The following is a 22639-nucleotide window of genomic DNA, read 5'->3' as shown; positions in this document are numbered from 1 at the left end:
GCCCAACGGGCCTGTTCAGTCGCGGCGCCTCTAGTCGAGGGCGACGCGCACCTCTCCGTCGATCACTTCAGTCGGATAGGTCCTGAGGTTCTCGCAGGCGGGCAGCCGAAGCGCTTCGCCGGTGCGATAATCGAAGGCGCCGGAATGCTTGGGACATTCCACTTCGAAGTCGATGACGAGGCCGTCGGCGAGATGGATCGCCTCATGGGTGCACAGGCCAGCCGTGCAGTAGACGCTATCATCCGGGCCTCGGTAGATCGCGTAAGTACGGCCGGAATGGTCGAAGCGCAGCGCGCCTTCCTGTTCGATGTCGTCGAGTTTGCAGGCGGAAACCCAGGTCATAAGATCGCTCATTCGGCGGCCTCCCCGATCGTGTTGCTTGTCTTGCGGGCTGCGAGCTTTTCCTTGCGCTTGCGATAGCGCTCCTGCATCCGCGCTTCGCCTTCGGGCGAACCGTCGTGCCAGGTACCGAACCAGCGATCGAGCGGGATCAGCGCGTCGCCATAATTCACCTCGAAATACTTGTGGTGCAGGTAGTGCGCATAGGCATGGCTATCGACCAGCCTGTCTTCGCCGACCTCGACCTTGTCGAAGCCCACATGCCCCGGGATCGCTCCGAAACCGGCATAGTGCAGCTGATAGAGCATGATGATCGGGTTGGATGGCAGGACAAGATGGTAGAAGGCTGTTGCGAAATAGAGCAGGTGCTCGATGGGGTGCATCGAAAGCGACGACCACGGAGACGGATTGACCGAGTTGTGGTGGACGGAATGGACCCACTTGTAGAGAAACGGTGTGTGGATCAGCCTGTGCACGCAGAAGAAGTGAAATTCATGGATCACCGGAACGGCGAGTGCGACGAGCGCCAGCGTCCAAGGATTGTCCGCAAAAGTCAGCCAGGGCGCATAGCCATTGGCGTATGCCCACAGCATCATCACCTCGATCGCCGTCCAGATCGTCACGCCTGACAGGAACGTGCGCAGGATGTTGTCGACGTTCTGGCTTTCGAACCAGAAGGCCTTGCTCTTCTGATCGGCGGGGAATTTGCCATTGTACTTGAAGCGGTTTTCCTGGCGCTTCAGGACGTAGAGCTGCAGTTCGAAGGCGCCGTAAAACAAGAGGACGCAGATGGCATTGACGGCATAAAGCCAGGCGATCCATCCGATGGCCAAGCTTTGCATCGTCGCCATCGGCGGGATTACCCAGGCCCAGTAGGCCACAGCCGAAGCGGCGAAGATCGCGTTCCAGGGAAAGAAGTAGTGCGGCAACCACTTCACAAGCGCCAGCAGTCTCGGCGGAAAGGAAAATAGCGGCGCGGTTTCGATCGGCTCATTCGGGGCCCAGTCCCCGCGCTTGTTGCGCGTTCCATACTTCAGGTCGTCCATCACGCTCTCCTCCGGCGGGCGGCACGTGCCCGCGCAAGCTGGCGATCGGAGGCGCGCGCCCGGGGCGCCGCGATCCGGCCCCCCTCCTCTCGGAAAGCCGGCCTCCGTCTTGATAAGAATCTAGCAGGAGGTACGCTGAACGGCGAAAGCTGCTTTGATCAGATTAGATCAAAGCCCTTCCGGCGTGATGGTGATGAAGCGGATGGGGGCACGATCGGTTTCGATCGTCGTCAGGCCGATACGACGCAGGACGATGTCGAGCGCGCGCTGCGCCTGCGCCTCGGGCGCCTGGTCCAGCACCACGTCCATGATCCCCTCCTTGAGGGCAGCGCGGGTATAGTCGGTCAACTCATGCCCAACGAACACCAGATCCCGGCCGCGCCGATGGCGGCGCAACACGTCGATGAGCGCGGCGTTCCCGCCGCCGGCATTATAGAGCCCGACAAGATCGGGATACATCTCGAGCGCGTTGGCGAGCGTCTCGGCACTGTAGAGTTCGTCGTCCCGGGTGAACCCCAGCCACTCGAAGGCGAGAGGGCCTGGCCGGTCGCCGAGATAATCGGAGAAGCCGCGGATGCGCTCGCGATGGACCTGGTAGACCGGATGGCAGAGCGCAACGACCGGGCCGCCAGTCCGGCTCATGCGATCGATGAAGTGCGCCGCCGTCCGTCCGGCCGCGTAGTTGTCGATGCCGACGAACTCGCCCTTGGTTTCCGAGGCGCGGGTGACCACGTGGACGACGGGAAGGCCCCGCCCGACAATCGTCTCCACCGCCGCGCTGATCGCTGGATTGCTCGGCACCGCCAGGATCAGGCCGACACGTGCTCCGTCGGTGGACAGGATCCGCTTTGCGATCTCCGCAGGTTTCATCTCGTCGACGAAGGTGCGGTGGACGACGACCAGCGGATCGAGCGTCTCGGAAATCCTCTCGAATGCCCTGGAAAGCCGCCTGTAGAACGTCGTTTCCGGGCGCACCATCAACACCTCGATCCGTAGCAAGCCACGATGGGTTTCGGCCGGCAACCGGGGATAGTTCAACGAACGGGCGGCGATCACAACCTTTTCGACCAGTTCAGCCCGGACGCCGCCGCGCCCGTTGAGGACGCGCTCGACGGTCGCCGTGCCCACACCGGCAAGGCGGGCGATATCACTATAGTTCGGCTTGCTCACGGTCCGGTCCCCTCGCCCATCGTCCGACGCGTCTCAGGTGTCCTTCCCTCGTCGCATCGACGTCAAGCCCCAATGTGGCGATCAACACAAAACGGACAGAGGCAGCAGGCGCTCGCGTATGATTGTCGAGTGAGGAGACATTGGCGCTTTTTCCGGCGCTACGGAACCATCGGCCGGCGATGCCGTTAAGTCTTGCGTCGTTCAACGGAGGCACCACAGCCATGGCCAACGAGGCTGAAGCGAACAAATCGAAGCAGGGCAAGCAGCGGGACAGCACCAAACCCGGAACGATCGTCGCGGGGCCGGAGGCCCACGCGCGGGAATCGGCCGGAAAGATGCCAGCGGGAAGCAGCGCCAAGGAAAAGGCGCCGGCGAAGAAGTCGACAAGTCGCCCCTGATATCCCACATGCGTCTGGATGAACTGTCGTCAGGGGCTTAGGGTCAGAAAGCCTCCCCCCGATTGACGGGGGAAGGCGAAGTTGGCGAAGCCGTTGAGATCAGGCCACCAGATCGAAGCGATCGGCGTTCATGACCTTGGTCCAGGCAGCAACGAAGTCCCTGACGAACTTCTCCTTGTTGTCATCCTGGGCATAGACCTCCGCATAGGCGCGCAGAACCGAATTCGAGCCGAAGACGAGGTCGACGCGCGTCGCCGTGTACTTGGACTCGCCGGTCTTGCGATCGCGGATTTCGTAGAGGTTGCTGCCGGTCGGAACCCACGAGTAGCGCATGTCGGTCAGCGTGGCGAAGAAGTCCGTCGTCAGTGCGCCGACATGGCTGGTGAACACGCCATGCGCCGTCCCCCCATGGTTCGTGCCGATAACGCGCAGACCACCGACAAGTGCCGTCATTTCCGGCGCGGTCAGGCCCATGAGCTGGGCGCGATCGAGCAGAAGCTCCTCGGCGCTCACGACATAGTCCTTCTTCTTCCAGTTGCGGAAACCGTCCGCGAGCGGCTCGAGCGGAGCGAAGCCGTCCGCATCGGTCTGCTCGGCGGTCGCATCACCACGACCAGCAGCAAAGGGCACGGCGATATCGAAGCCTGCAGCCTTCGCCGCCTGCTCGACGCCGTAGTTGCCGGCCAGCACGATGACGTCGGCAAGGCTTGCGCCCGATGCCTGGGCGATCGGCTCCAGAACGGAAAGGACACGGGCCAGGCGCGCCGGCTCATTGCCTTCCCAGTCCTTCTGCGGCGCAAGGCGGATGCGGGCGCCGTTCGCGCCGCCGCGGAAATCCGAACCGCGGAAGGTGCGGGCGCTGTCCCAGGCCGTGGCAACCAGATCGGAGACAGAAAGACCCGATGCCGCGATCTTGGCCTTCACGCCACCGATATCATAGTCCTTGCGGCCGGCCGGGATCGGATCCTGCCAGACGAGATCTTCGGCCGGGACATCGGGGCCGAGATAACGGGACTTCGGACCCATGTCGCGGTGCGTCAGCTTGAACCAAGCGCGGGCGAAGGCATCGGAGAACGCCTCGAAATCGTTGCGGAACCGCAGCGAAATTTCGCGGTAGATCGGGTCCACCTTCAGCGCCATGTCGGCATCGGTCATCATCGGGATGGTGCGGATCGTGGGATCCTCGACGTCGACGGGCTTGTCTTCCTCGGCGATGGTGATCGGCGCCCATTGCGAGGCACCGGCCGGGCTGTGTGTCAGCGTCCATTCATGCTTGAACAGCATTTCGAAGAAGCCGTTGTCCCACTTCGTCGGCTCGGCGGTCCAGGCGCCTTCGATACCCGAGACGACCGTGTTGCGGCCGATGCCGCGTCCCTTGGTGTTCACCCAGCCGAGACCCTGGAATTCCGGCCCTGCGGCTTCCGGATCGGGGCTGAGGTCGCTGGGGTTGCCGTTGCCGTGCGACTTGCCGATGGTATGGCCACCGGCGGTGAGTGCCACGGTTTCCTCGTCGTCCATGCCCATGCGTGCGAAGGTCTCGCGCATCTGCGCGGCGGTCGCCAGAGGATCGGACTTGCCGTTCACGCCTTCGGGGTTGACGTAGATGAGGCCCATCTGCACGGCGGCGAGCGGATTTTCCAGTGTTTCCGGCTTGGAGACGTCACCATAGCGGCCATCGCTCGGTGCGAGCCACTGCTTCTCGTCACCCCAGTACACGTCCTTTTCCGGCGCCCAGATATCCTCGCGGCCGAAGGCAAAGCCGAAGGTCTTCAGGCCCGCGACGTCGTAGGCCATGGTGCCGGCGAGAGCGATCAGGTCGGCCCAGGAGATCTTGTTGCCGTACTTCTTCTTGATCGGCCAAAGCAGGCGACGGCCCTTGTCGGTGTTGACGTTGTCAGGCCAGGAATTGAGCGGCGCGAAGCGCTGGTTGCCGGTGTTGGCACCGCCGCGACCGTCGGCGGCACGATAGGAGCCGGCCGCATGCCAGGTGACGCGTGCCATCATGCCGACATAGCTGCCCCAGTCCGCCGGCCACCATTCCTGGCTGTCGTTCATCAGAGCGCGAAGGTCCGCCTTCAGCGCCTCGACGTCGAGCTTCTTGAGTTCTTCGCGGTAGTTGAAGCCCTGTCCCAGCGGATTGGTCTTGCTGTCGTGCTGGTGCAGGATGTCGAGGTTGAGCGCGTTGGGCCACCATTCCACGACGGAGTTGCCGAGAGACGTGGCACCACCGTGCATGACCGGACATTTGCCGGCCGGGGTTGTTTTCGTATCCATTTTTGGTCCTCCAACGGATTTTCTTCAATCTACGGACACCGGAAGCACCGCGCGGGCACGCCTCATAGGGTCAGCGCCGCCGCAAGGCGTCTTCCAAGTGACCCATGAGTAACAAGCCGATTCCATAAACTCCAATTGTATATTCTAAAGGCTGCGATATGCTCAGGTTATGAATGGCCTGACAATGAAACACCTCCGCTACTTCGACGCCCTTGCCCGGATCGGCCATTTCGGCCGTGCCGCGGAAAGCTGCGCCATCTCGCAACCCGCCCTGTCCGTGCAGATCAGAGAGCTGGAGGAGCTGCTCGGCGCGCCACTGGTGGAAAGAGGCGGGCGCAGCATACGGCTGACCACGCTCGGCGAGGAGTTCGTTGGCCGAGCCCGCGCGATCCTGCGCGCCGTTGACGAATTGGAGGACCTCGGGCGGGCCGCCCAGGGGCCGCTGGCCGGCCGGCTTCGCCTTGGCATCATCCCGACGGTTGCCCCCTATCTGCTGCCAACCATCATCAAGTCGCTGGCGCAGGTCTATCCCGGGCTCGATCCGCGACCGCGCGAAGCGATCACGGGACGATTGATCGAGGACCTTGCAGAGGCGAAACTGGATATCGCGATCGTCGCTCTGCCGGTTTCCGAACCCGCGTTGGAAGAAGTCCCGCTCTTTGAGGAAGAGTTCGTTCTGGTGCGCCCGCTGGAGGATGCGGAAAAGCCGGTGCCGGCGTCCGAACGGCTTCACGAGATGCGCCTGCTCCTTCTGGAAGAAGGGCATTGCTTTCGCGACCAGGCCCTGTCCGTCTGCAACATCACGGCCGCGGCGACCCGCGACGTGATGGAGGGCAGTTCGCTTTCAACCCTGGTGCAGATGGTGGGCGCGGGCATCGGCGTGACGCTGATCCCCGAGATGGCCATCGAGACAGAGACGCGGTCATCTTCCGTCGGCGTGTCCCGGCTTGCCGGCCGCCGCCCCACCCGGACGATCGGCATGGTTTGGCGCAAGACCAATCCGCTTTCGGCGCAATTCGCGCGGATCGCCGACATCGTGCGCGAAGCCGGCCTGAGCAGGCAGAAGCAGATGACCGGCGCCACGTGAGCGGCAACCGCTGCGCGTTGCAATGAATTTGCCCTGTAGTATTCCGTTAGTACCCGCTGCCCGGCCGACATTGCTAAGCTCCTTCCATTGGTTCTGGGAGGAAACACATGCCAGCTTCGAAAATTCTGATGATCACCGGTGACTTCACCGAAGACTACGAGACGATGGTGCCGTTTCAGACGCTGCTCGCCTGCGGCTACACCGTGCATGCCGTCTGCCCCGGCAAGAAAGCCGGAGAAACCATCGCAACCGCCATTCACGACTTCGAAGGCGACCAGACCTATTCTGAAAAGCGCGGCCACAACTTCGCGCTCAATGCCACCTTCGCCAGCATCCGCGCCGAGGACTATGACGCATTGGTCATTCCGGGCGGTCGCGCACCCGAATACCTGCGCCTCAACCCCGATGTCCTCAAGGCCGTGCGGCATTTCTTCGAGACCGGCAAACCGGTGGCGGCCATCTGCCACGGCGCGCAGCTTCTGACTGCCGCGGGCGTCCTGAAGGGCCGCGCATGCTCTGCCTATCCCGCCTGCCGGCCGGAGGTCGAACTTGCCGGCGGCATCTACGCGGATATCGCCATCGACGATGCGGTTGCGGACGGTAACCTCGTTACAGCGCCGGCCTGGCCGGCACATCCCGCGTGGCTGCGCCAGTTCATGGCTGTGCTTGACGCATCCGCGCTGCTACAAACGGACGCCGCCTGAGGAATTGGGCAAGGGAGGTCCGGATGTGCGAACTGTTCATAAAGGCCGACGCAAGGCTCTGGGAGAGCACCACGCGCTCTCTGCGCATCGATGGCATGGTGACGAGTGTCCGGCTGGAAAACTTCTTCTGGTCCAAGCTCGAGGAAATCGCGCGCCGGGACCGCATGAACGTCACGCAGCTGATCACCAGGCTGCATCACGAGTCGATCGATGCCGGACATGACCTTGGGAACTTCACATCTTTCCTGAGGGTCTGCTGCGCCCGGTATCTCGATCTGCAACTGGCGGGCGACATTCCGCGGGATGTCGACCAACCGATTGCCGGGTTGAACGCGTCGACGATCCTTGTTCGCGAGCGAGAGAAATATCATTGAGACAGGACCTGGCCGCGCCGATCTGAAAGGTGGCGCGCGGCCACGTCTGGATTGACCGCCCGCCCGGCGCACGGGATGAGGGCGCGGCTGGATCGCCTGGCCCCCGAGAGACCGCCTGCGGAACGCACCGGCGCACGATGCCGAAGCGACCGCGCAACAGGCCGACCGTGACATCCAAATGCTCGGCACACGCACACCCGGCACGGTCCCGGCTGCCTCGGCACGCCTTGGGGCTGAGCGCACCCGGATGCAACAGCCGTATGTTGCAGAGCGGTTGTCGAACCGCGGCAACAGGTTTAACATCCGCCACGCTCATGACGGTATGCCTCTCACCGGAGCTAGAGCGATGCTTGTCAAAGATGTGATGACGACTGAAATCGTCAATATTTCCCCTGACAACAGCGTCAGGCAGGCGGCCAGGGTCATGCTCGACAACCACGTCAGCGGTCTGCCCGTCGTCAATGACCAGGGCCACCTGGTCGGCCTCATCAGCGAAGGCGATCTGATCCGTCGCACCGAACTTGGCGGCGCCGCGCCGATGGTCGACGCGGCAGTTGCCGCCGAAGACAGGGCTAACGCCTATCTGAAGCGATCCTCCTGGCGCGTCGGTGATGCCATGACGGCCAATCCCTTGACCATTGACGAGAATTTGTCTGTCGCGCGCGCCGCGGCGCTCATGCAGGAGCGTGGCATCAAGCGCATTCCCGTTCTTCGAGACGGCACGCTGGTCGGTATCGTCAGCCGCGCCGACCTGTTGCAGGCGATCCTGTCGGCAAAACCGGATGAAACCGCCACCGGGGACGAAGCGATCCGACGCAGCATTCTTATTCGTCTGGGAGAGAACACCGGCCTTGAAGCTCTGGATGTGAGTGTCGACGTCGCCGATGGCATCGTACACCTCTGGGGAAACGTCGAGACGGCCGACTGCCGCAGAGCCGCGCGCATCCTTGCCGAGAACGTCCACGGCGTCCGGGCCGTGGTGGAACATTTCCCCGATCCGCATCCGCGATAGCCGATCCCACAGACCGCAAACAGCGTCTTCAAACTCATGCAAACGCGAGGAGCATGGAATGCAAAGGACGATGACGGCGGCTCGTCATGGCGTTTCACCGGCTTGCCTGGCGGCAAGCCCAATGGATTTCAACACATCTCATTGATCGGGAGGCTTCGATGATTTCTGCTGATACAGCTTCGAAAGGGAAGACCGCATCCGGAAAGTCGCAATCGGCAGCCCCGTTGTCTTCAGAGGAACTTCGCCTGATGGATGCCTATTGGCGGGCATCGAACTATCTCTCGGTCGGTCAGATCTATCTGCTCGACAACCCACTTCTGCGAAAGCCGCTGAAGCGCGAGCACATAAAGCCCCGACTGCTCGGTCACTGGGGCACTTCGCCCGGTCTCAACATGCTCTATGTGCATCTCAACCGGCTGATCAAGCGCGACGACCTCAACATGATCTATGTGATCGGACCGGGGCATGGTGGACCGTCCCTCGTCGCCCATGCCTATCTCGAAGGAACCTACAGCGAGTTCTATCCCAATGTCAGCGAGGATTCGGACGGGTTGCAGCGGCTGTTCAAGCAGTTCAGCTTTCCCGGCGGCATTCCGAGCCATGTGGCGCCGGAAACGCCGGGCAGCCTGCATGAAGGCGGCGAGCTCGGCTATGCGCTGAGCCATGCCTATGGCGCGGCCTTCGACAATCCAGACCTCGTGGTTGCCTGTGTCGTCGGCGACGGCGAAGCCGAGACCGGTCCGCTGGCGACGGGTTGGCAAAGCAACAAGTTCCTTAACCCGGCGCGCGATGGCTGCGTGCTGCCGATCCTGCATCTGAACGGCTACAAGATCGCCAACCCGTGCTTCCTCGCCCGGATCCCGCATGATGAACTGCAGAAATTCTTCGAGGGCATGGGCTACAAGCCGCATTTTGTCGAAGGCGACGACCCGGCAAGCGTGCACCAGCAGCTGGCAGGCGTGCTCGACACCGCCATGGCCGAGATCCGGCAGATCTGGGATGATGCACGCAAGCGGGGGAATTTGAAACGACCCGCCTGGCCGATGATCGTCTTCCGCACGCCGAAGGGGTGGACCTGCCCGGAAGAAATCGACGGCAAGAAATGCGAGGGCTACTGGCGATCGCATCAGGTGCCGATGGGCGAGATGGACAAGCCGGAGCACATCCGCATCCTGGAGCAGTGGATGAAGAGCTACCGGCCGCAGGAGCTCTTCACCGAGGAGGGGCGACTGAAACCGGAGCTGGCCGCCCTTGCCCCCTCCGGTCACCGCCGGATGAGCGACAACCCCCATGCCAATGGCGGCCTGCTATTGCGCGATCTGAAGATGCCTGCCTTCCGCGACTATGGCGTCGACGTTCCGCACCCGGGCGCAACCACGGTGGAGGCCGCGCGCGTCATGGGCACATTCCTGCGCGACGTGATGAAGGCCAACATGGACAGCCGCAACTTCCGCCTGTTCAGCCCCGACGAAAACAATTCCAACCGCTGGCAGGACGTACTCGAAGTCACCAACCGCTGCTACATGGCCGAGATCTACCCCGAGGACGATCACCTCTCTCCGGATGGACGCATCATGGAGGTGCTCAGCGAGCACCAGTGCCAGGGCTGGCTCGAAGGATACCTGCTGACCGGACGACATGGTTTCTTCTCCTGCTACGAGGCCTTCATCCACATCATCGATTCCATGTTCAACCAGCATGCCAAGTGGCTGAAGGTCTGCAACGAGATCCCGTGGCGCCGGCCCATCGCGTCGTTGAACTACTTCCTGAGCTCGCACGTCTGGCGGCAGGACCACAACGGGTTCAGCCACCAGGATCCGGGGTTCATCGATCACGTGGTCAACAAGAAGGCGGAAGTCGTGCGCGTCTATCTGCCGCCGGATGCCAACACGCTGCTTTCGGTGACGGATCATTGCCTGCGCAGCCGCAATTACATCAACGTCGTCGTGGCCGGAAAACAGCCTGGGCCGCAATGGCTGACGATGGAGGAAGCCGTGCGCCATTGCGCCATGGGCGTCAGCATTTGGGATTGGGCGAGCAACGACAGGGGCAGCGAGCCGGATGTCGTGATGGCCTGCTGCGGCGACGTGCCGACGCTCGAAACATTGGCGGCGGTGCAATTGCTGCGCGAGCACCTGCCGGACGTGAAGGTGCGCGTCGTCAATGTCGTCAACTTGATGAAGCTGCAGCCGGCGGAAGAGCACCCCCATGGGCTTTCCGATCGGGATTTCGACGGCATCTTCACCCGCGACAAACCGATCATATTTGCGTTCCACGGTTATCCGTGGCTGATCCACAGGCTGACCTATCGCCGGACCAACCACGGCAACCTGCATGTGCGCGGCTACAAGGAGGAAGGCACGACAACGACACCGTTCGACATGGTCGTGCTCAATGAACTCGACCGCTTCCATCTTGTCAGCGACGTCATTGACCGCCTGCCGCAGCTCGGTGCTCGGGCCGCCTATTTCAAGCAGGCCATTCAGGCCAAGCTGTTCGAGCACCGCGAGTACATCGAAAAGCATGGCGACGACATGCCGTCGATCACCGGCTGGAAATGGGGCGTGAAGGCGTCGGGACGGGCAAAAGCAACGACGTCGACCGAAGGTGACAACGTATAGTCCGGATCGACGGATCGTCTGGTTAGTCGGCGGGCGTGGGCGCGGCGCCACCGGCCCCATGATGGTGCTTCGGGACAACGGGCAAGATCGAGGTGACCGTCTCAGGGTTGGATAGGATGTCGGATCTGCTGTCGACGGACCCAGAACTGAACCGGATGCCGAGCGAACAGGATCTCGCTCGGCTGCAGTTCACGACGCTGCTCTACTATCTCCATTGCACCAATCCGGACAACGGCCTCGTGCGCGACAAGACCCAGGCAGATGCGCCGACGAGCATCGCTGCGATCGGCATGGCGCTCGCCACGATCCCGGTGCTCGTCGAGCGCGGCATCGTCATTCGGAAGTTTGCCGCAAAGATTGCGCGTCGCCGGCTGCAATTTCTTCTGGAGTGCCCGCAAGGACCAGAGCCCGACGCTTCCGGCTACAAGGGTTTCTTCTATCATTTCCTCGACATCGAAACCGGCCGGCGCACTTGGGAATGCGAGCTGTCGACGATCGACTCCGCCTTCCTGTTCGCCGGTGCACTGACGGTTGCGACCTATTTCGATGCCGGCACAGACGAGGAGGCCGATATTCGTCGCCTGGCCAACGCGCTCTACGAGCGAGCCGACTGGAACTGGGCACGGGATCATGGGCTGACCCTGACCCATGGCTGGCGCCCGGAGAATGGCTTCATTCCCTATCGCTGGCGCGGCTATGACGAAGGTCTGCTCCTTTACATCCTCGGCCTCGGCTCGCCGACCTACCCTTTGCCTTCCGAATCCTATGCCGCCTATACGGAAAGCTACGAGTGGCGAAACCTCTATGGCCGCGAACTGCTCTATTCGGGGCCGCTGTTCACGCACCAGCTGTCGCACATGTGGATCGATTTTCGCGGCATTACGGACGCTTTCATGCGCGAGCACAACAGCGACTATTTTCAAAACAGCCGGCATGCCACCTTCGTCCAGCAGCAATACGCCATCCACAATCCGCAGAACTTCGTCGGGTACGGCGAGCACTGCTGGGGATTTACGGCCTGCGACGGCCCCGGATGGGACAGTCGCACCATCGGTGGCCTCGAGCGCCACTTTTTCGACTATTCCGCCCGCGGGGCGCCCTTCGGTCCCGACGACGGAACCGTATCTCCCTGGGCCGTCGTGGCGTCACTGCCCTTCGCGCCGGAGATCGTCATCCCGACCATCTGGAATTTCGCTCGCATGGACCTCGGCATGACGCGGCTTTACGGCTTCAGGCCGTCCTTCAATCAAACCTATGTCGTGGAAGGAAACGACACCGGGTGGTGGGTCAGCCCCTATCACTTCGGGATCGACCAGGGCCCCGTGGTCCTGATGATCGAGAACTACCGGACGGGCCTGTTGTGGAACATCATGCGCCGATGCCCGCCGCTCGTCACCGGCCTGAGAAAAGCCGGGTTCACCGGCGGTTGGCTATGAGCCCACTCACAAAGACGCGCCGGGCACCGCCGGTCTCTGGCGGGCGAACGGGCGCATTCCGTCCGTCATGATGGGTGGCAAGGCCACCGCCAAACATGACGGCCGAAATATCCTGCCGCTTACGCTTCACGAAACGTTTCAGATGCCCACCGGCGCCTTCGGTTCCTTGTGTTGCCGCTATCGGCAGCGGGCTTCGAAGCGGCGGCCATACCGATCACGATAGATGCAATAGCCTTCGCGCTCACGGGAGCGGCCGATAAGGTTGCCCATGATGCCGCCCGCGACGGCGCCGATCGCCGCGCCGCCCCAGCTATCGCTCACGACACCACCGATGATCGCGCCGGTTCCTGCGCCAATCGCCGTCCCCCGCTCCGTCTGCGTGCAGGAAGCCAGGGTACCAATCAATCCAACCGCAATGATAAGCTTTCTCATGCTCTAACCCCTTTGCTCGAAATCAATCTTGGCATTTCAGGTTTGCATCCTCGGCACGAAATCCAGCATCTACGCAACGCCCGCAATTGTCGATAGCAACGATTGAAGTGGCTTAGCCTTCGTGGTCGCGCAACCCATAGCAGTCGCGCATTATCCTCGTCATTGAACTGGTAAATCCGCGGGCAGATTGCCGTCCCACGACCACCGCTGCTCGCGCCGTTTTTGTTTCGACCTTTGCATGGAGGCCTTGACCTTACCATCGTTGGAAGCCCTACACCGATCCCTACAACCGTTTCGACGCGAAGCCGCCCGCCCCTGAAAGACAGATCCGAGCGCGCGTGATCGTCATGGAATGACACCGGGAACGAGCGAGCTCGGGCCAGCACGAAAGGCCGGAAGCGCTGCGCGCAGCTGGAAAAGGACATGACACGTCAACGCAACAACGAATGGGATTTTCAGCGGGAGATCCGCGCGATGTTGTTCCGGCTGGCGGGCTTCATCATCCTTGCCACCGACCTACATCGCAACGGTGACGCAAGTGTCGAGGTGTCACGTTACGGCATCCTTGTCACCTACCTCGCCGTCAGTATCGCATCGACGGCGCGCGCGCGGTTTCTCGCAGGCCCATCCTGGCTGGAGAGGCTTTTCGTGTTTCTCGATGCGCTGCTGGTCGCCGTGATCCTGCACGGCGACATTCTCGCCGGCCCTGGTGCCGGCGGTGTTACGACCACCAGTCTCGCTGTCGCGTTGATCCTTCTCAGTCATGTTGGCCTGACGCTCGACCGTCGGCTGGTCCTCGCCTTTGCGGGCATCGTTCTTGTCGCCTGGTTCGGATTGCTCGCGGGTGCCGCGGCGGGCCGTCACCCGGCTGACCCGGCATGGTTGGCCAACGCCCCGATCGGTCCTTCGATTGGCCTCTCGCTGAGCTTCGGCCTTGCCGCCTTTGCCACCTACCTTCTCGCGAGGGATCACGACAGGACGCGCAAGGAGGCGCTGCTCGCCAATCGGCGGCGCCTCAATCTTTCCCGCTTCTTCTCTCCGCTCGTCGTCGCCGATCTTCAGGAGGGAAGCGCGGTCCTCGAACTCGAACGGCGCAACGCCGTGATCATGTTTGTCGATCTGCGCGACTTCACGCGTTTTGCTGAAGCGGCACCCGCACGCGAGCTTGAAACGGTGCTTGCGCAATATCGCCATCTGGTTTCGGGGATCATCTTCGACCACGGCGGAACCGTCGACAAATTCATCGGCGACGGCGTCATGGCGGTATTCGGGCAACCCAAGCCGCTGAGGGACGATGCGGACCGTGCCCTGGCGTGCGCGCTGGAGCTCGTCCATGCCCTGCGCAGGTGGAAGCATCAAAGTGCAATCCATGGGCTGCCCGCCATGAGCGCAGGCATCGGCCTGCACTATGGCTCCGTCGTCGGCGGCATTCTCGACAGCGGATGCCACAGCGAATTCACCGTCATCGGCGATGCCGTCAATGTCGCCCAGCGACTGGAGGCATTGACGAAGGATTTGGGCACGCCGCTTGTCGTCTCCTCGGCGCTGGTCAACCAGTTGCGTCAGCCTGCACCCCTGGCGCTGTGGACGATGCAGAATGACGTACCGCTTGCCGGTCGGCGCGTGCCGATCGACATCTGGTACCTGCAGGTTGAAGCGCAAGGCAATGGCCCGGCGGCCCGGGCAGGCGCGCCAGGCGACAAGGAGACGACGCGCAACAGGCGAACTTTGCGATCATCCGGCAACCCTGACCGTCAGCACAGGACGTTCGACGAACCGTTCAAGGCCTCCGAGAAGGCAAAACCCTAAAGGCAAAAGGATCAGACATGGCGACACATGCAATAAAACGGGCCGAGCTTCATCGCATGGTGACGGCCGAACACACCTGCCCCTATGGCCTGAAGGCACTCGACCTGCTCAAGCGCGAGGGATACGAGGTCGACGATCGCAAGCTGACGACCCGCGCGGACATCGATGCCTTCAAGGCCAGGCATAATGTGAAGACGACGCCCCAGACGTTCATCTACGGCAAGCGTATCGGCGGCTACGACGATCTCGTCGCGTTCCTCGGCGGCAAAGTCAAAGACAAGGACGCAGTCACCTACAAACCCGTGATCGCGCTCTTTACGATGGCTGCCTTGATGGCAATCGCTGCCAGCTGGGCCGCATTCGGCAACGTCGCGACCGTCCAGGCCGCGGAATGGTTCGTCGCCATCGCGATGTGTCTGCTGGCGCTGCAGAAGCTCAAGGACGTCGAGGGCTTCGCAACCATGTTCCTGAACTACGACCTGCTGGCACAGCGATGGGTTCGCTACGGCACTATCTACCCCTTCGCCGAGGCGCTCGCCGGCATCCTGATGATGGCTGGCGCACTGATGTGGCTGTCGATCCCCGTCGCGCTTTTCATCGGCGGCGTCGGTGCGATCTCCGTCTTCAAGGCCGTCTATATCGACAGGCGCGAGCTGAAGTGCGCCTGCGTCGGTGGCGACAGCAATGTGCCGCTCGGGTTCGTATCGCTCACCGAGAACCTGATGATGGTCGCCATGGCGATCTGGATGATATTCAAGCCCATGGGCCTTGCGCATTAAGAGCGCGACGAGCCGAAACACGACAGCCGAATGGCGCTGCCTGAAGAACCGTTGCGCCCTGCCCTCGCCGGCACCCGAGCGCAACGGTTCGAGCGTGAGATCGCGATCGTCAAGGCAGCGCCAGACGGCGATCGCAGTCGTGCCGGCCTTCGCTTGACGTTGCCTTTTCGGCAATCGTCGCGGCGAATATCTCTGCTTCTTCGCAACGGAAAACTCTGAGAGATTGCCATCAAGCAACGCCCCGGAGGCAAGCAAGATGGCCTACGTCATTACAGAGCCCTGCATCGATGTAAAGGACGGCGACTGTACCGCGGCCTGTCCGGTGGACTGCATCTACGAGGGCGGCCGCACTTTCTACATCCATCCGGATGAATGCATCAACTGCGGGCTCTGTCTGTCGATCTGTCCCGTTGATGCCATCGTCTGGGATCAGGAAATCCCCGAAAACCAGCGCCATTTCATTTCGGTCAACCGGGAGTTCTTCGGCCCCGACGTCACGGCATTGGGATCGCCGGGAGGATGGAGCAAGGATTGCTCCACGGTACAGGATCACCCCTTCGTCGCCGCTTTCGAGAAAGCTGCCACGGCAGCGTAACACCACCACAGCAACAGGAACGAGACATGTCCATGACAGATTTCGGTGGCGTCGTTGCCGCCGTGCCGACGCCGTTCGACGATCAGGGCCGGATCGACACCGCAGCCTTTATCGAGCATGCCAGCTGGTGCCTCAGCAATGGCTGTGACGCGCTCAATGTCCTCGGCACGACCGGCGAGGCCAACTCGCTCTCCTTCGAGCAGCGTAGCGCAGTCATGGCTGCCGCGGCCGAGGCGCTCGATACCAGCCGCCTGATGGTTGGCACCGGGACGCCGGACCTTGAGACGACGATCGCGCTGACGGCGCTCGCCCATCACCTGGGTTATGCCGCCGCACTGGTTCTTCCGCCCTACTATTACAAACCGGCCTCCGACGATGGACTTTTCGCCTGGTTCGAGCGTCTCATCCGAAGCACTGCCAAGAGCCCGATCGCCATCTATCTCTACAACTTTCCGCAGATGACCGGCATCACCTTCAGCCCGGCTTTCGTCGCCCGACTTGCCGAAGCGTTTCCCGACCGCATCAGGGGTGCGAAGGATAGCTCCGGCGATCTCGACTATGCTCGCCAGCTGGCGGCGATCCCCAACTTTTCTGTGTTCCCCAGCAACGAGGCGACGCTCGCCGATGCGGGGGCTCACAACTACGCCGGCACGATTTCCGCAACGGTCAATATCGCGCCGGTGCTGTCGGCCAGGCTCTGGCAAGACCAGGCCGATGCGCCCTTGCAGGATCGCGTGCTTCAACTGCGGCAGGCGATATCGGCCAACCCGCTGATCCCGTCGGTCAAGTATCTCGTGGCGAAGCGCTCAGGAAACCCGGTCTGGCTCAATGCCGCGCCGCCACAGCCGCTGCTCGCCGAAGAGCATCGGTCGTCGCTTGATCTTCTGGCGGCTCGGCTTCACCAGCCGGAATAATAGGCCCGCGTCGCTGCGGCGAGCTTGGCCACGCGGCCACGCTCGCCGCTCAGCCGTGGAAGATCGGCGCGCGCCTGCTGCAACAGTTCGGCCCGGGCGCCCTCATCGTCGACACGGATCAGTTTGCCGTCGCGCATGATTTCCTGTCCACCGACATAGAGACCTTTCGCGTGAGCGCCTGTCATCCGCGCAAGCAGGACCTCCGCCTCGTCCAGATCGTCGATGAGACTGTCGGCGATCAGCGCGCCGTAATCCACGAGCACGCGGTCGTCATTCCCTCGCGCGTTCACGACCGTAGCACCGACATCGATCGCCGCGTCGAACACACGGGCAGCGGTAAAGGCCCGTGTCAGGCCCCTGCCCCCGTGCAAGAGATGGGCAAGGCGCAGTTCCCGCCAGAGATCCTGATCGTCGTCGAGCCCCGTCCCGTCGAGACCGAAGGCGAAAGCCGGCCCGCTTTCCGGCAAGGTGGCGAGCGGCGCCACGCCCGAGCGCAGGCGCAAGTTTGCCGAGGGATTGGAGACGAGCTGCACGCCGCGCCCAGCCAGCAGCTCCAGTTCATCAGCGCGCAGCTGGACGCCATGGGCAACCGCGAGTCGCGGCGACAGGAAGCCGATTTCGTCGAGGTATCGCACGACCCCTTGCGGAAAGCGCCGGTCCAGCCACTGCCTCTGTCTCGGGCTTTCGAGCAGGTGCATGTGAATGCGCCGTCCGCTTGCAGCCGAAGCCTCGGCGATCGCTTCGAGCAGGGCGTTGGAACACCATTGCGGTCCGATCGGCCCGTACTGGACATCGACCAGCGCGCTGGTGCTTGCGGCAGCGACCGCGTCAGCAGCGGCAATCTGGACCGACGGTGGCGCATAGTTCGGGATCGATGCGCTGAGCTCGTCCCAGTCTGCCGGAACGAGGAACGGCCGCAGTCGCTGCGGCCCACCGTCATAGGCCCAAGGGTCGTAATCGAGCAGAGGACAAGAAAGCGCGAGCCTTATGCCGACGTCGTTCGCGGCGCGGATGACCGCGCCGGCCTCTTCGACCAGCCGGTCGATGTTCAACGAGTTGTGGCAATGCATGGTCGCGCCGACGCCCGTTTGGGCCAGCCGCGAGAAAGCGACGAGCGCTTCGAGATAGGGATCGGTCCGCGGCCTCAGCCGCAGGCCCGGGATCCAGACTTCCAGGGCATCGTCGAGGTTGCCGAAATCGAGCGTGCGGATACCATAGCCATGGTCATGGGCATTGACCGGCGGCGGCATGACGAGGGCATTGTCCGGGATCGCCGCCTGTGGGACGCCATCCGGCAGGTGGCGCAAGAGGTCCGTCTCGCGCCGCGCGATCTCATGACCGGGACGCAAGAGAAGGCGTCCGGGCGCTGCACCTGGGCTCATGTGCCGATGGCCTCCATGATCTGATCGCTGAACCTCAGCAGTTCCGCGCCGACGAACTCGATCACGGCCTCGGCCGCGTGCGTGCGCTGGCGACGCCGCTGGACAAGAATTCCGACGTGCAGGTTTTGCAGACGCGAGCCGGAGAGCGGTATGGCGACGAGATCGCCTGCCCTGATTTCCGCCAGGAAACCGATCGGCGTGAAGAAGGCGACGCCCTGGCCCGAAATGATGAAGGGCTTGAGCATCATCTGGCTGTTCGAGGATACGAACGGTCGCCCGGTCCGCTCGAACACGGACAGCTCGATTTCGATAAGCGACCGTATCGGCTGGGTGTCGAGCTGCAGCAGAAGATCATACTGCGCGCACTCGGCAAGCGACACCTGCCGCTGTCTTGCCAGTGGGTGCCCACGCCCGACGCACGCCATCAGCGGCATCGGCACGCGGAAAAGCATCTCCGTGTCGTCGGGCCTTGCCAGATCGAAGGTCAGGCCCATGTCGACATCGCCCTCCGCGACCAGGCTGCTGATGTTGCCGTGACCGGCGGTATGGATATGGAAGCTCACACCGGGATGAATACTGTGGAAGGCGTTGACCATGTCAGGAAGAAACTGGATCGCCAGACTGTCGAGGCAGGACATCTGCACGCGGCCGGTCTTCTTGCCCTGCAATGCGCCGAGGTCACTGCGCAGAAGCTCGAAATTCTCGAGCGTGACCCGGGCGTGGCGCAGCACGTTTTCGCCGGCCACGGTCAGCTTGAGGCCGTTCGAAAGCCGCTCGAACAGGGATATTCCCAGTTCGTCTTCCAGCTTCTTGATCTGGCGGCTGACCGCCGAGGACGCCACGTGAAGCTCCTCGGACGCCTTGCGAATGGACCCGGACCGCGCGACCGCGACGAAGTACTTCAGGATGCTGGCATGCATTCGGTTGGAACCTCCCTCCCCTTAAGGCCCCGAGCTATAGCACGCTCACCGTCCCCTCCAAACGGGCGCGCGCTTCTCCTGGAACGCGCTGACGCCTTCCAGCGCGTCCTCGCTTTTGAGCGCCTTCACGAGCGCGGGCGTGCGCAGGCCCTGGGCTTCGGCGGGTGAAAGATGCCCGGTGCGATTGACCGTCTGCTTGATCGCTCGCAGCGAAAGCGGCGCGCAGGCGACGATCTCTTTCACCCAGCGCTCGACGGCGGCGTCGAGCTCGCCTGGCTCGGCCACCTCGTTGACGATGCCGAAATCTCGCATCTCGGCGGCTGAGAACCGCCGGCCCGTCAGCAGCACGCCCATCGCGAGATTGTGCGGGATCCGCCGCTGCAGCAGCACCATGCCGCCATCGAGCGGAAGGCGGCCGACGCGCGCTTCCGGCAGGCCGAACGCCGCCGTCGTCGAAGCGACGACGATATCGCAGCCGAGCACCATCTCGAAGCCGCCACCGAGCGCATAACCGTTGACCCTGGCGATGACGGGAACATCCAGCGAGCGTCGAAAGGCAAGGCCGCCGAAACCGTTCGGACGGCTTTCGCTCCAGTAGTCGAGGCCGCTCGTCTCGGCCCCTTTCAGATCGGCTCCGGCGCAGAAGGCCCGCTCGCCGGCACCCGTCAGCACGACGCAACTGATGTCGTCGCGCGCTTCGATCTCCTGCCAGATCGCCTCGAGTTCGCGCTCGGTCGCCGCGTCCACCGCATTCATCCGGTCGGGACGGCAGAGCGTGACGCGCGCGACGCGATCCTCCACGACAAACGCGACGCTCATGCCGCATCTCCCGGACGGACGGCAAGCGCCGAGAGGATGTCGTCGTTGTGTTCGCCGAGCCTGGGCGGGGCGATGCGCACGGCCACGGTCGCGGCGGACATGGCAATCGGCGAGCCAACCAGGCGCACGGGACCGGCCTTGGTTTCGCCCGCCTCCAGGATCATGCCGTTGATAGCCGTCTGCTCGTCGGCGAGCGCTTCGGGAAGCGAGCGCACCGGCGCGCAGAGAATGTCGACCTCTTCGAGCCGGGCAAGCCAATGCGCGCTGCTGTTCGTCGCGAAGGTCTCGCGAAAGATCCGCTGCAGCTCGGGGCGGCGCTGCATCTGGGCGTCGAAATCGGCAAACTGCGGCTGCAAGGACAGGTCCTTGATCTCCAGGGCGACGCAGATGTCCCTCAGCGGGTTTGGCTTGAAGGCACCGACCATGACGATGGCGCCGTCGGTGGTTTCGAATACGCCTGTCAGCGGGAAGGCCCCCCAGTTCAGATCCTTCTGCCGCATCATGTGCGTGGTGCCCTCCTGCATCTGCATGGCGAGCATGGAACTGTAAAGACTGACCGCAACCTGTTGACCCTGGCCGGTTTTTCCCCGGTGAAGCAACGCCAGCAGGATACCCTGGACGAGATGCATGCCGGCCGAATAATCGGCAAGCGGCGTCGCATAGATCGACAAGGGGTGGCTTTCATCAGACTTCCGCCGCATGACGCCCGAAAGCGCCTGCGCGAGAATGTCCTGTCCGCCCTTGTGCCGATAGGGACCTTCCAGGCCGAAACCGGTGCCGACGGCGTAGATCAGCCGCGGGTTGGTTTTCTTCAGTTCTTCGTAGCCGAAGCCCATGCGCTCCATCACATCGGGGCGGAAGTTGTTGACCACCACGTCGGCCGTGTCGATCAGGGCGCGCACCGCGGCACGCGCCTCGTCCTGCTTGAGGTCGAGCGCCAGGCTCTTCTTGTTGCGGTTGAGCGACGAGAAGACCGGATTGTTGAGGCCATCGGGATCAGACCCCAGCGACCAGCGCGAAAGATCCCCGATCTTGGCCTTCTCGACCTTGATGACCTCAGCGCCATAATCGGCCAGCATTTGCGTGCAGCAGGGGCCAAGCATGACCTGCGTGAAATCGACGACGCGGATACCGTCGAGGGGAAGAGACGTCATTCTGCGGCCTCCAGATAGGTTGCGTTTTCGGATGGGACGTCCCCGGGGTCGGCACCCTGGGCGCGCAGTTGTTTCTGGATCGCTCGCACATCGGCGTCCCGCACCTTCACGCCGGCGTTGAGCGCAACGGTGGCCGCCACACCGGCGGCCTCGCCCATGGCCATGCACGGCGGGATTTCCCGGCTCGATTTCTGCGCCTGGATCGTCGCGGAGTAGTGCCTGCCGGCCACGATCAGCTGATCGATTTCCTTCGGCAGCATGGCCCGGTACGGGGTGTAATAGTCCCGGCCGCGGCAGACGGTGTCACTGAAGTGACGGCGGTTCATCACGTCGTCCTTGGTGACGACATATTCGCCCTGAAGCAGCCGCGACTGGCGCACGCCCGTCTGCGGCGCGAAGTCGATGACATGGGCATTTTCGAAACCGGGAAGATTTGCGCGGGCGAAATCGAGCAGGCGGGCGATCCGGCTGCGCCCCTCGAGTTCCGCATAGGTCAGATCCTCGACGCTGAGGCCGGAGAGTTTTGGCATGTGTGGGCAATTCAGCCAGATGACGCCGGGCAGCGGCGTCTTCAGCCACCAGAACGACCAGCAACCGCCAATCAGCCGCTTGGCCTCGTGGTCGAGTGCCTTGAACCGTTCCGGCTCCTCGAACTCGAAACGTTCGGCAGCCTCCGTGTCGATGCCGCCCCAGCGGGATACGGTCGTCAGGATGAAGTTGCCATCCGTATGCTGGGCGCCGGCGTCGGCTGCGACGTCGAGATCGCCGGATGCGTCGATCACCACGTCGCCCATGATGGCTTCGCGCCCGGCCTTGGTCTGGCAGACCACGCCCTTGATCGTGCCATCCTCGACAATCGCCGACGAGAACCAGCTGTGTGTCCTGAGCTTGACGCCGGATTCGCGAAGGACGTCATAGGAGACGCGCTTGAAGGCGTCCGGATCAAACGCCGCGGCGTAGCAGATCGGATGCGGCGCAGACGGCGTGTGGAAATCGAACAGTCCCCAGCGCGCCCAGCGGCGCCATGCTTCCGGCGTATCGCGAAGATCGAGTTGACGGTCGCCGTCCGTCGGGGTGACGCAGAGGCCGAGCGTCTTCATCCGCTCGATCATCTCCATGCATATGCCGCGCACGGTGATTTCAACGCTGTTGACCATGTCGTCGAGCACCAGAACCATACCGCCTGCGGCAAGGCCACCCACATAGGGATAGCGCTCGATGAGGGTGACGCTGGCTCCGGTGCGCGCCGCCGAGACGGCGGCGGAAATACCGGCCGGGCCACCGCCGACCACGACCACATCCGAGCGGTCGACGATCCTGGCGTTGCGCAAGGGTTCCCTGATTGTTTCCATTGTCTTTCCTCCATAGGGGGCG

The 22639-nt window shown here is 62.9% G+C and carries 21 protein-coding genes; 11 read left to right on the top strand and 10 right to left on the bottom strand.

The genetic code is table 11. The features are described 5' to 3' along the window. Positions 1-30: 30 nt before the first annotated feature. From RTP54_RS14140 to RTP54_RS14130, 3 genes are all read right to left on the bottom strand, one after another. Positions 31-342: a MocE family 2Fe-2S type ferredoxin gene (locus RTP54_RS14140; RefSeq protein ID WP_112811856.1), complete on the bottom strand. Its 312-nt coding sequence runs from the start codon at positions 340-342 to the stop codon at positions 31-33. A gap of 8 nt (positions 343-350) precedes the next feature. Then, positions 351-1385 carry a sterol desaturase family protein gene (locus tag RTP54_RS14135; protein ID WP_312363571.1) on the bottom strand — a complete coding sequence of 345 codons (1035 nt, stop codon included), beginning with the start codon at positions 1383-1385 and terminating at the stop codon, positions 351-353. Between the two features lie 168 nt (positions 1386-1553). Continuing rightward, positions 1554-2555, bottom strand: coding sequence for a LacI family DNA-binding transcriptional regulator (locus tag RTP54_RS14130; RefSeq protein ID WP_312363569.1), 1002 nt, complete (start codon positions 2553-2555; stop codon positions 1554-1556). A gap of 221 nt (positions 2556-2776) precedes the next feature. Between RTP54_RS14130 and RTP54_RS14125 the strand changes: the two genes are divergently transcribed. Then, positions 2777-2953, top strand: coding sequence for a hypothetical protein (locus RTP54_RS14125; protein WP_312363568.1), 177 nt, complete (start codon positions 2777-2779; stop codon positions 2951-2953). Positions 2954-3052: 99 nt separating this feature from the next. Here the strand turns inward: RTP54_RS14125 and katG are convergent, their stop codons facing one another. Next, positions 3053-5227 (bottom strand): catalase/peroxidase HPI, encoded by a 2175-nt coding sequence (katG, locus tag RTP54_RS14120; protein ID WP_312363566.1) that lies wholly within the window; start codon positions 5225-5227, stop codon positions 3053-3055. A 169-nt stretch (positions 5228-5396) separates the two neighbouring features. On the opposite strand from katG, the gene RTP54_RS14115 reads away from it, so the two are divergent. The 6 genes from RTP54_RS14115 to RTP54_RS14090 all read left to right on the top strand — a co-directional run bounded on the left by RTP54_RS14115 (position 5397) and on the right by RTP54_RS14090 (position 12461). After that, entirely contained in the window at positions 5397-6314 is a 918-nt protein-coding gene (locus RTP54_RS14115; RefSeq protein ID WP_312363564.1) for a hydrogen peroxide-inducible genes activator, read from the top strand. A 107-nt stretch (positions 6315-6421) separates the two neighbouring features. Then, positions 6422-7018, top strand: coding sequence for a DJ-1/PfpI family protein (locus RTP54_RS14110; protein ID WP_312363562.1), 597 nt, complete (start codon positions 6422-6424; stop codon positions 7016-7018). Positions 7019-7041: 23 nt separating this feature from the next. Further along, the gene (locus tag RTP54_RS14105) at positions 7042-7392 is read left to right on the top strand and encodes a ribbon-helix-helix domain-containing protein (protein WP_312363560.1); all 351 of its coding nucleotides are present in this window, start codon (positions 7042-7044) and stop codon (positions 7390-7392) included. 346 nt (positions 7393-7738) lie between these two features. Next, the gene (locus RTP54_RS14100; RefSeq protein ID WP_312364403.1) at positions 7739-8404 is read left to right on the top strand and encodes a CBS domain-containing protein; all 666 of its coding nucleotides are present in this window, start codon (positions 7739-7741) and stop codon (positions 8402-8404) included. Positions 8405-8562: 158 nt separating this feature from the next. Further along, positions 8563-11025: a phosphoketolase family protein gene (locus RTP54_RS14095; RefSeq protein WP_312363559.1), complete on the top strand. Its 2463-nt coding sequence runs from the start codon at positions 8563-8565 to the stop codon at positions 11023-11025. Positions 11026-11141: 116 nt separating this feature from the next. Then, entirely contained in the window at positions 11142-12461 is a 1320-nt protein-coding gene (locus RTP54_RS14090; RefSeq protein WP_312363558.1) for a glucoamylase family protein, read from the top strand. 177 nt (positions 12462-12638) lie between these two features. Here RTP54_RS14090 and RTP54_RS14085 read toward each other — a convergent pair whose 3' ends face one another. Beyond that, positions 12639-12893, bottom strand: a complete 255-nt coding sequence (locus tag RTP54_RS14085) for a YMGG-like glycine zipper-containing protein (RefSeq protein WP_112811843.1) — start codon at positions 12891-12893, stop codon at positions 12639-12641. A 423-nt stretch (positions 12894-13316) separates the two neighbouring features. Between RTP54_RS14085 and RTP54_RS14080 the strand changes: the two genes are divergently transcribed. The 4 genes from RTP54_RS14080 (at position 13317) to RTP54_RS14065 (ending at position 16990) form a co-directional block, all read left to right on the top strand. Then, the gene (locus tag RTP54_RS14080) at positions 13317-14702 is read left to right on the top strand and encodes an adenylate/guanylate cyclase domain-containing protein (protein ID WP_312363554.1); all 1386 of its coding nucleotides are present in this window, start codon (positions 13317-13319) and stop codon (positions 14700-14702) included. Between the two features lie 17 nt (positions 14703-14719). Further along, positions 14720-15481 (top strand): glutaredoxin, encoded by a 762-nt coding sequence (locus tag RTP54_RS14075; RefSeq protein ID WP_312363552.1) that lies wholly within the window; start codon positions 14720-14722, stop codon positions 15479-15481. 256 nt (positions 15482-15737) lie between these two features. After that, positions 15738-16076 (top strand): ferredoxin, encoded by a 339-nt coding sequence (fdxA, locus tag RTP54_RS14070; RefSeq protein WP_112818593.1) that lies wholly within the window; start codon positions 15738-15740, stop codon positions 16074-16076. A 26-nt stretch (positions 16077-16102) separates the two neighbouring features. Next, entirely contained in the window at positions 16103-16990 is an 888-nt protein-coding gene (locus RTP54_RS14065; RefSeq protein WP_312363549.1) for a dihydrodipicolinate synthase family protein, read from the top strand. Here the strand turns inward: RTP54_RS14065 and RTP54_RS14060 are convergent. Genes RTP54_RS14060 through RTP54_RS14040 form a run of 5 tightly spaced genes read right to left on the bottom strand, consistent with a single transcriptional unit; the run spans position 16975 to position 22617 of the window. Continuing rightward, positions 16975-18372 (bottom strand): amidohydrolase family protein, encoded by a 1398-nt coding sequence (locus tag RTP54_RS14060; RefSeq protein ID WP_312363547.1) that lies wholly within the window; start codon positions 18370-18372, stop codon positions 16975-16977. The two genes, RTP54_RS14065 and RTP54_RS14060, sit on opposite strands and share 16 nt — an antisense overlap. Beyond that, the gene (locus RTP54_RS14055; RefSeq protein WP_112811849.1) at positions 18369-19292 is read right to left on the bottom strand and encodes a LysR family transcriptional regulator; all 924 of its coding nucleotides are present in this window, start codon (positions 19290-19292) and stop codon (positions 18369-18371) included. Before RTP54_RS14055 ends, RTP54_RS14060 begins: the two co-directional genes overlap by 4 nt. 45 nt (positions 19293-19337) lie before the next feature. Next, positions 19338-20111 carry an enoyl-CoA hydratase-related protein gene (locus RTP54_RS14050; RefSeq protein WP_112834243.1) on the bottom strand — a complete coding sequence of 258 codons (774 nt, stop codon included), beginning with the start codon at positions 20109-20111 and terminating at the stop codon, positions 19338-19340. Beyond that, complete coding sequence (locus RTP54_RS14045; protein ID WP_312363544.1) at positions 20108-21265, bottom strand: CoA transferase; 1158 nt, start codon at positions 21263-21265, stop codon at positions 20108-20110. Before RTP54_RS14045 ends, RTP54_RS14050 begins: the two co-directional genes overlap by 4 nt. After that, positions 21262-22617, bottom strand: a complete 1356-nt coding sequence (locus RTP54_RS14040) for an FAD-dependent oxidoreductase (protein WP_312363543.1) — start codon at positions 22615-22617, stop codon at positions 21262-21264. Before RTP54_RS14040 ends, RTP54_RS14045 begins: the two co-directional genes overlap by 4 nt. Between the last annotated feature and the right edge of the window lie 22 nt (positions 22618-22639).

Source organism: Ensifer sp., assembly GCF_031989085.1.
Classification (GTDB): Bacteria; Pseudomonadota; Alphaproteobacteria; order Rhizobiales; family Rhizobiaceae; genus Ensifer.
This window is presented reverse-complemented; position numbering and strand designations above follow the sequence as displayed.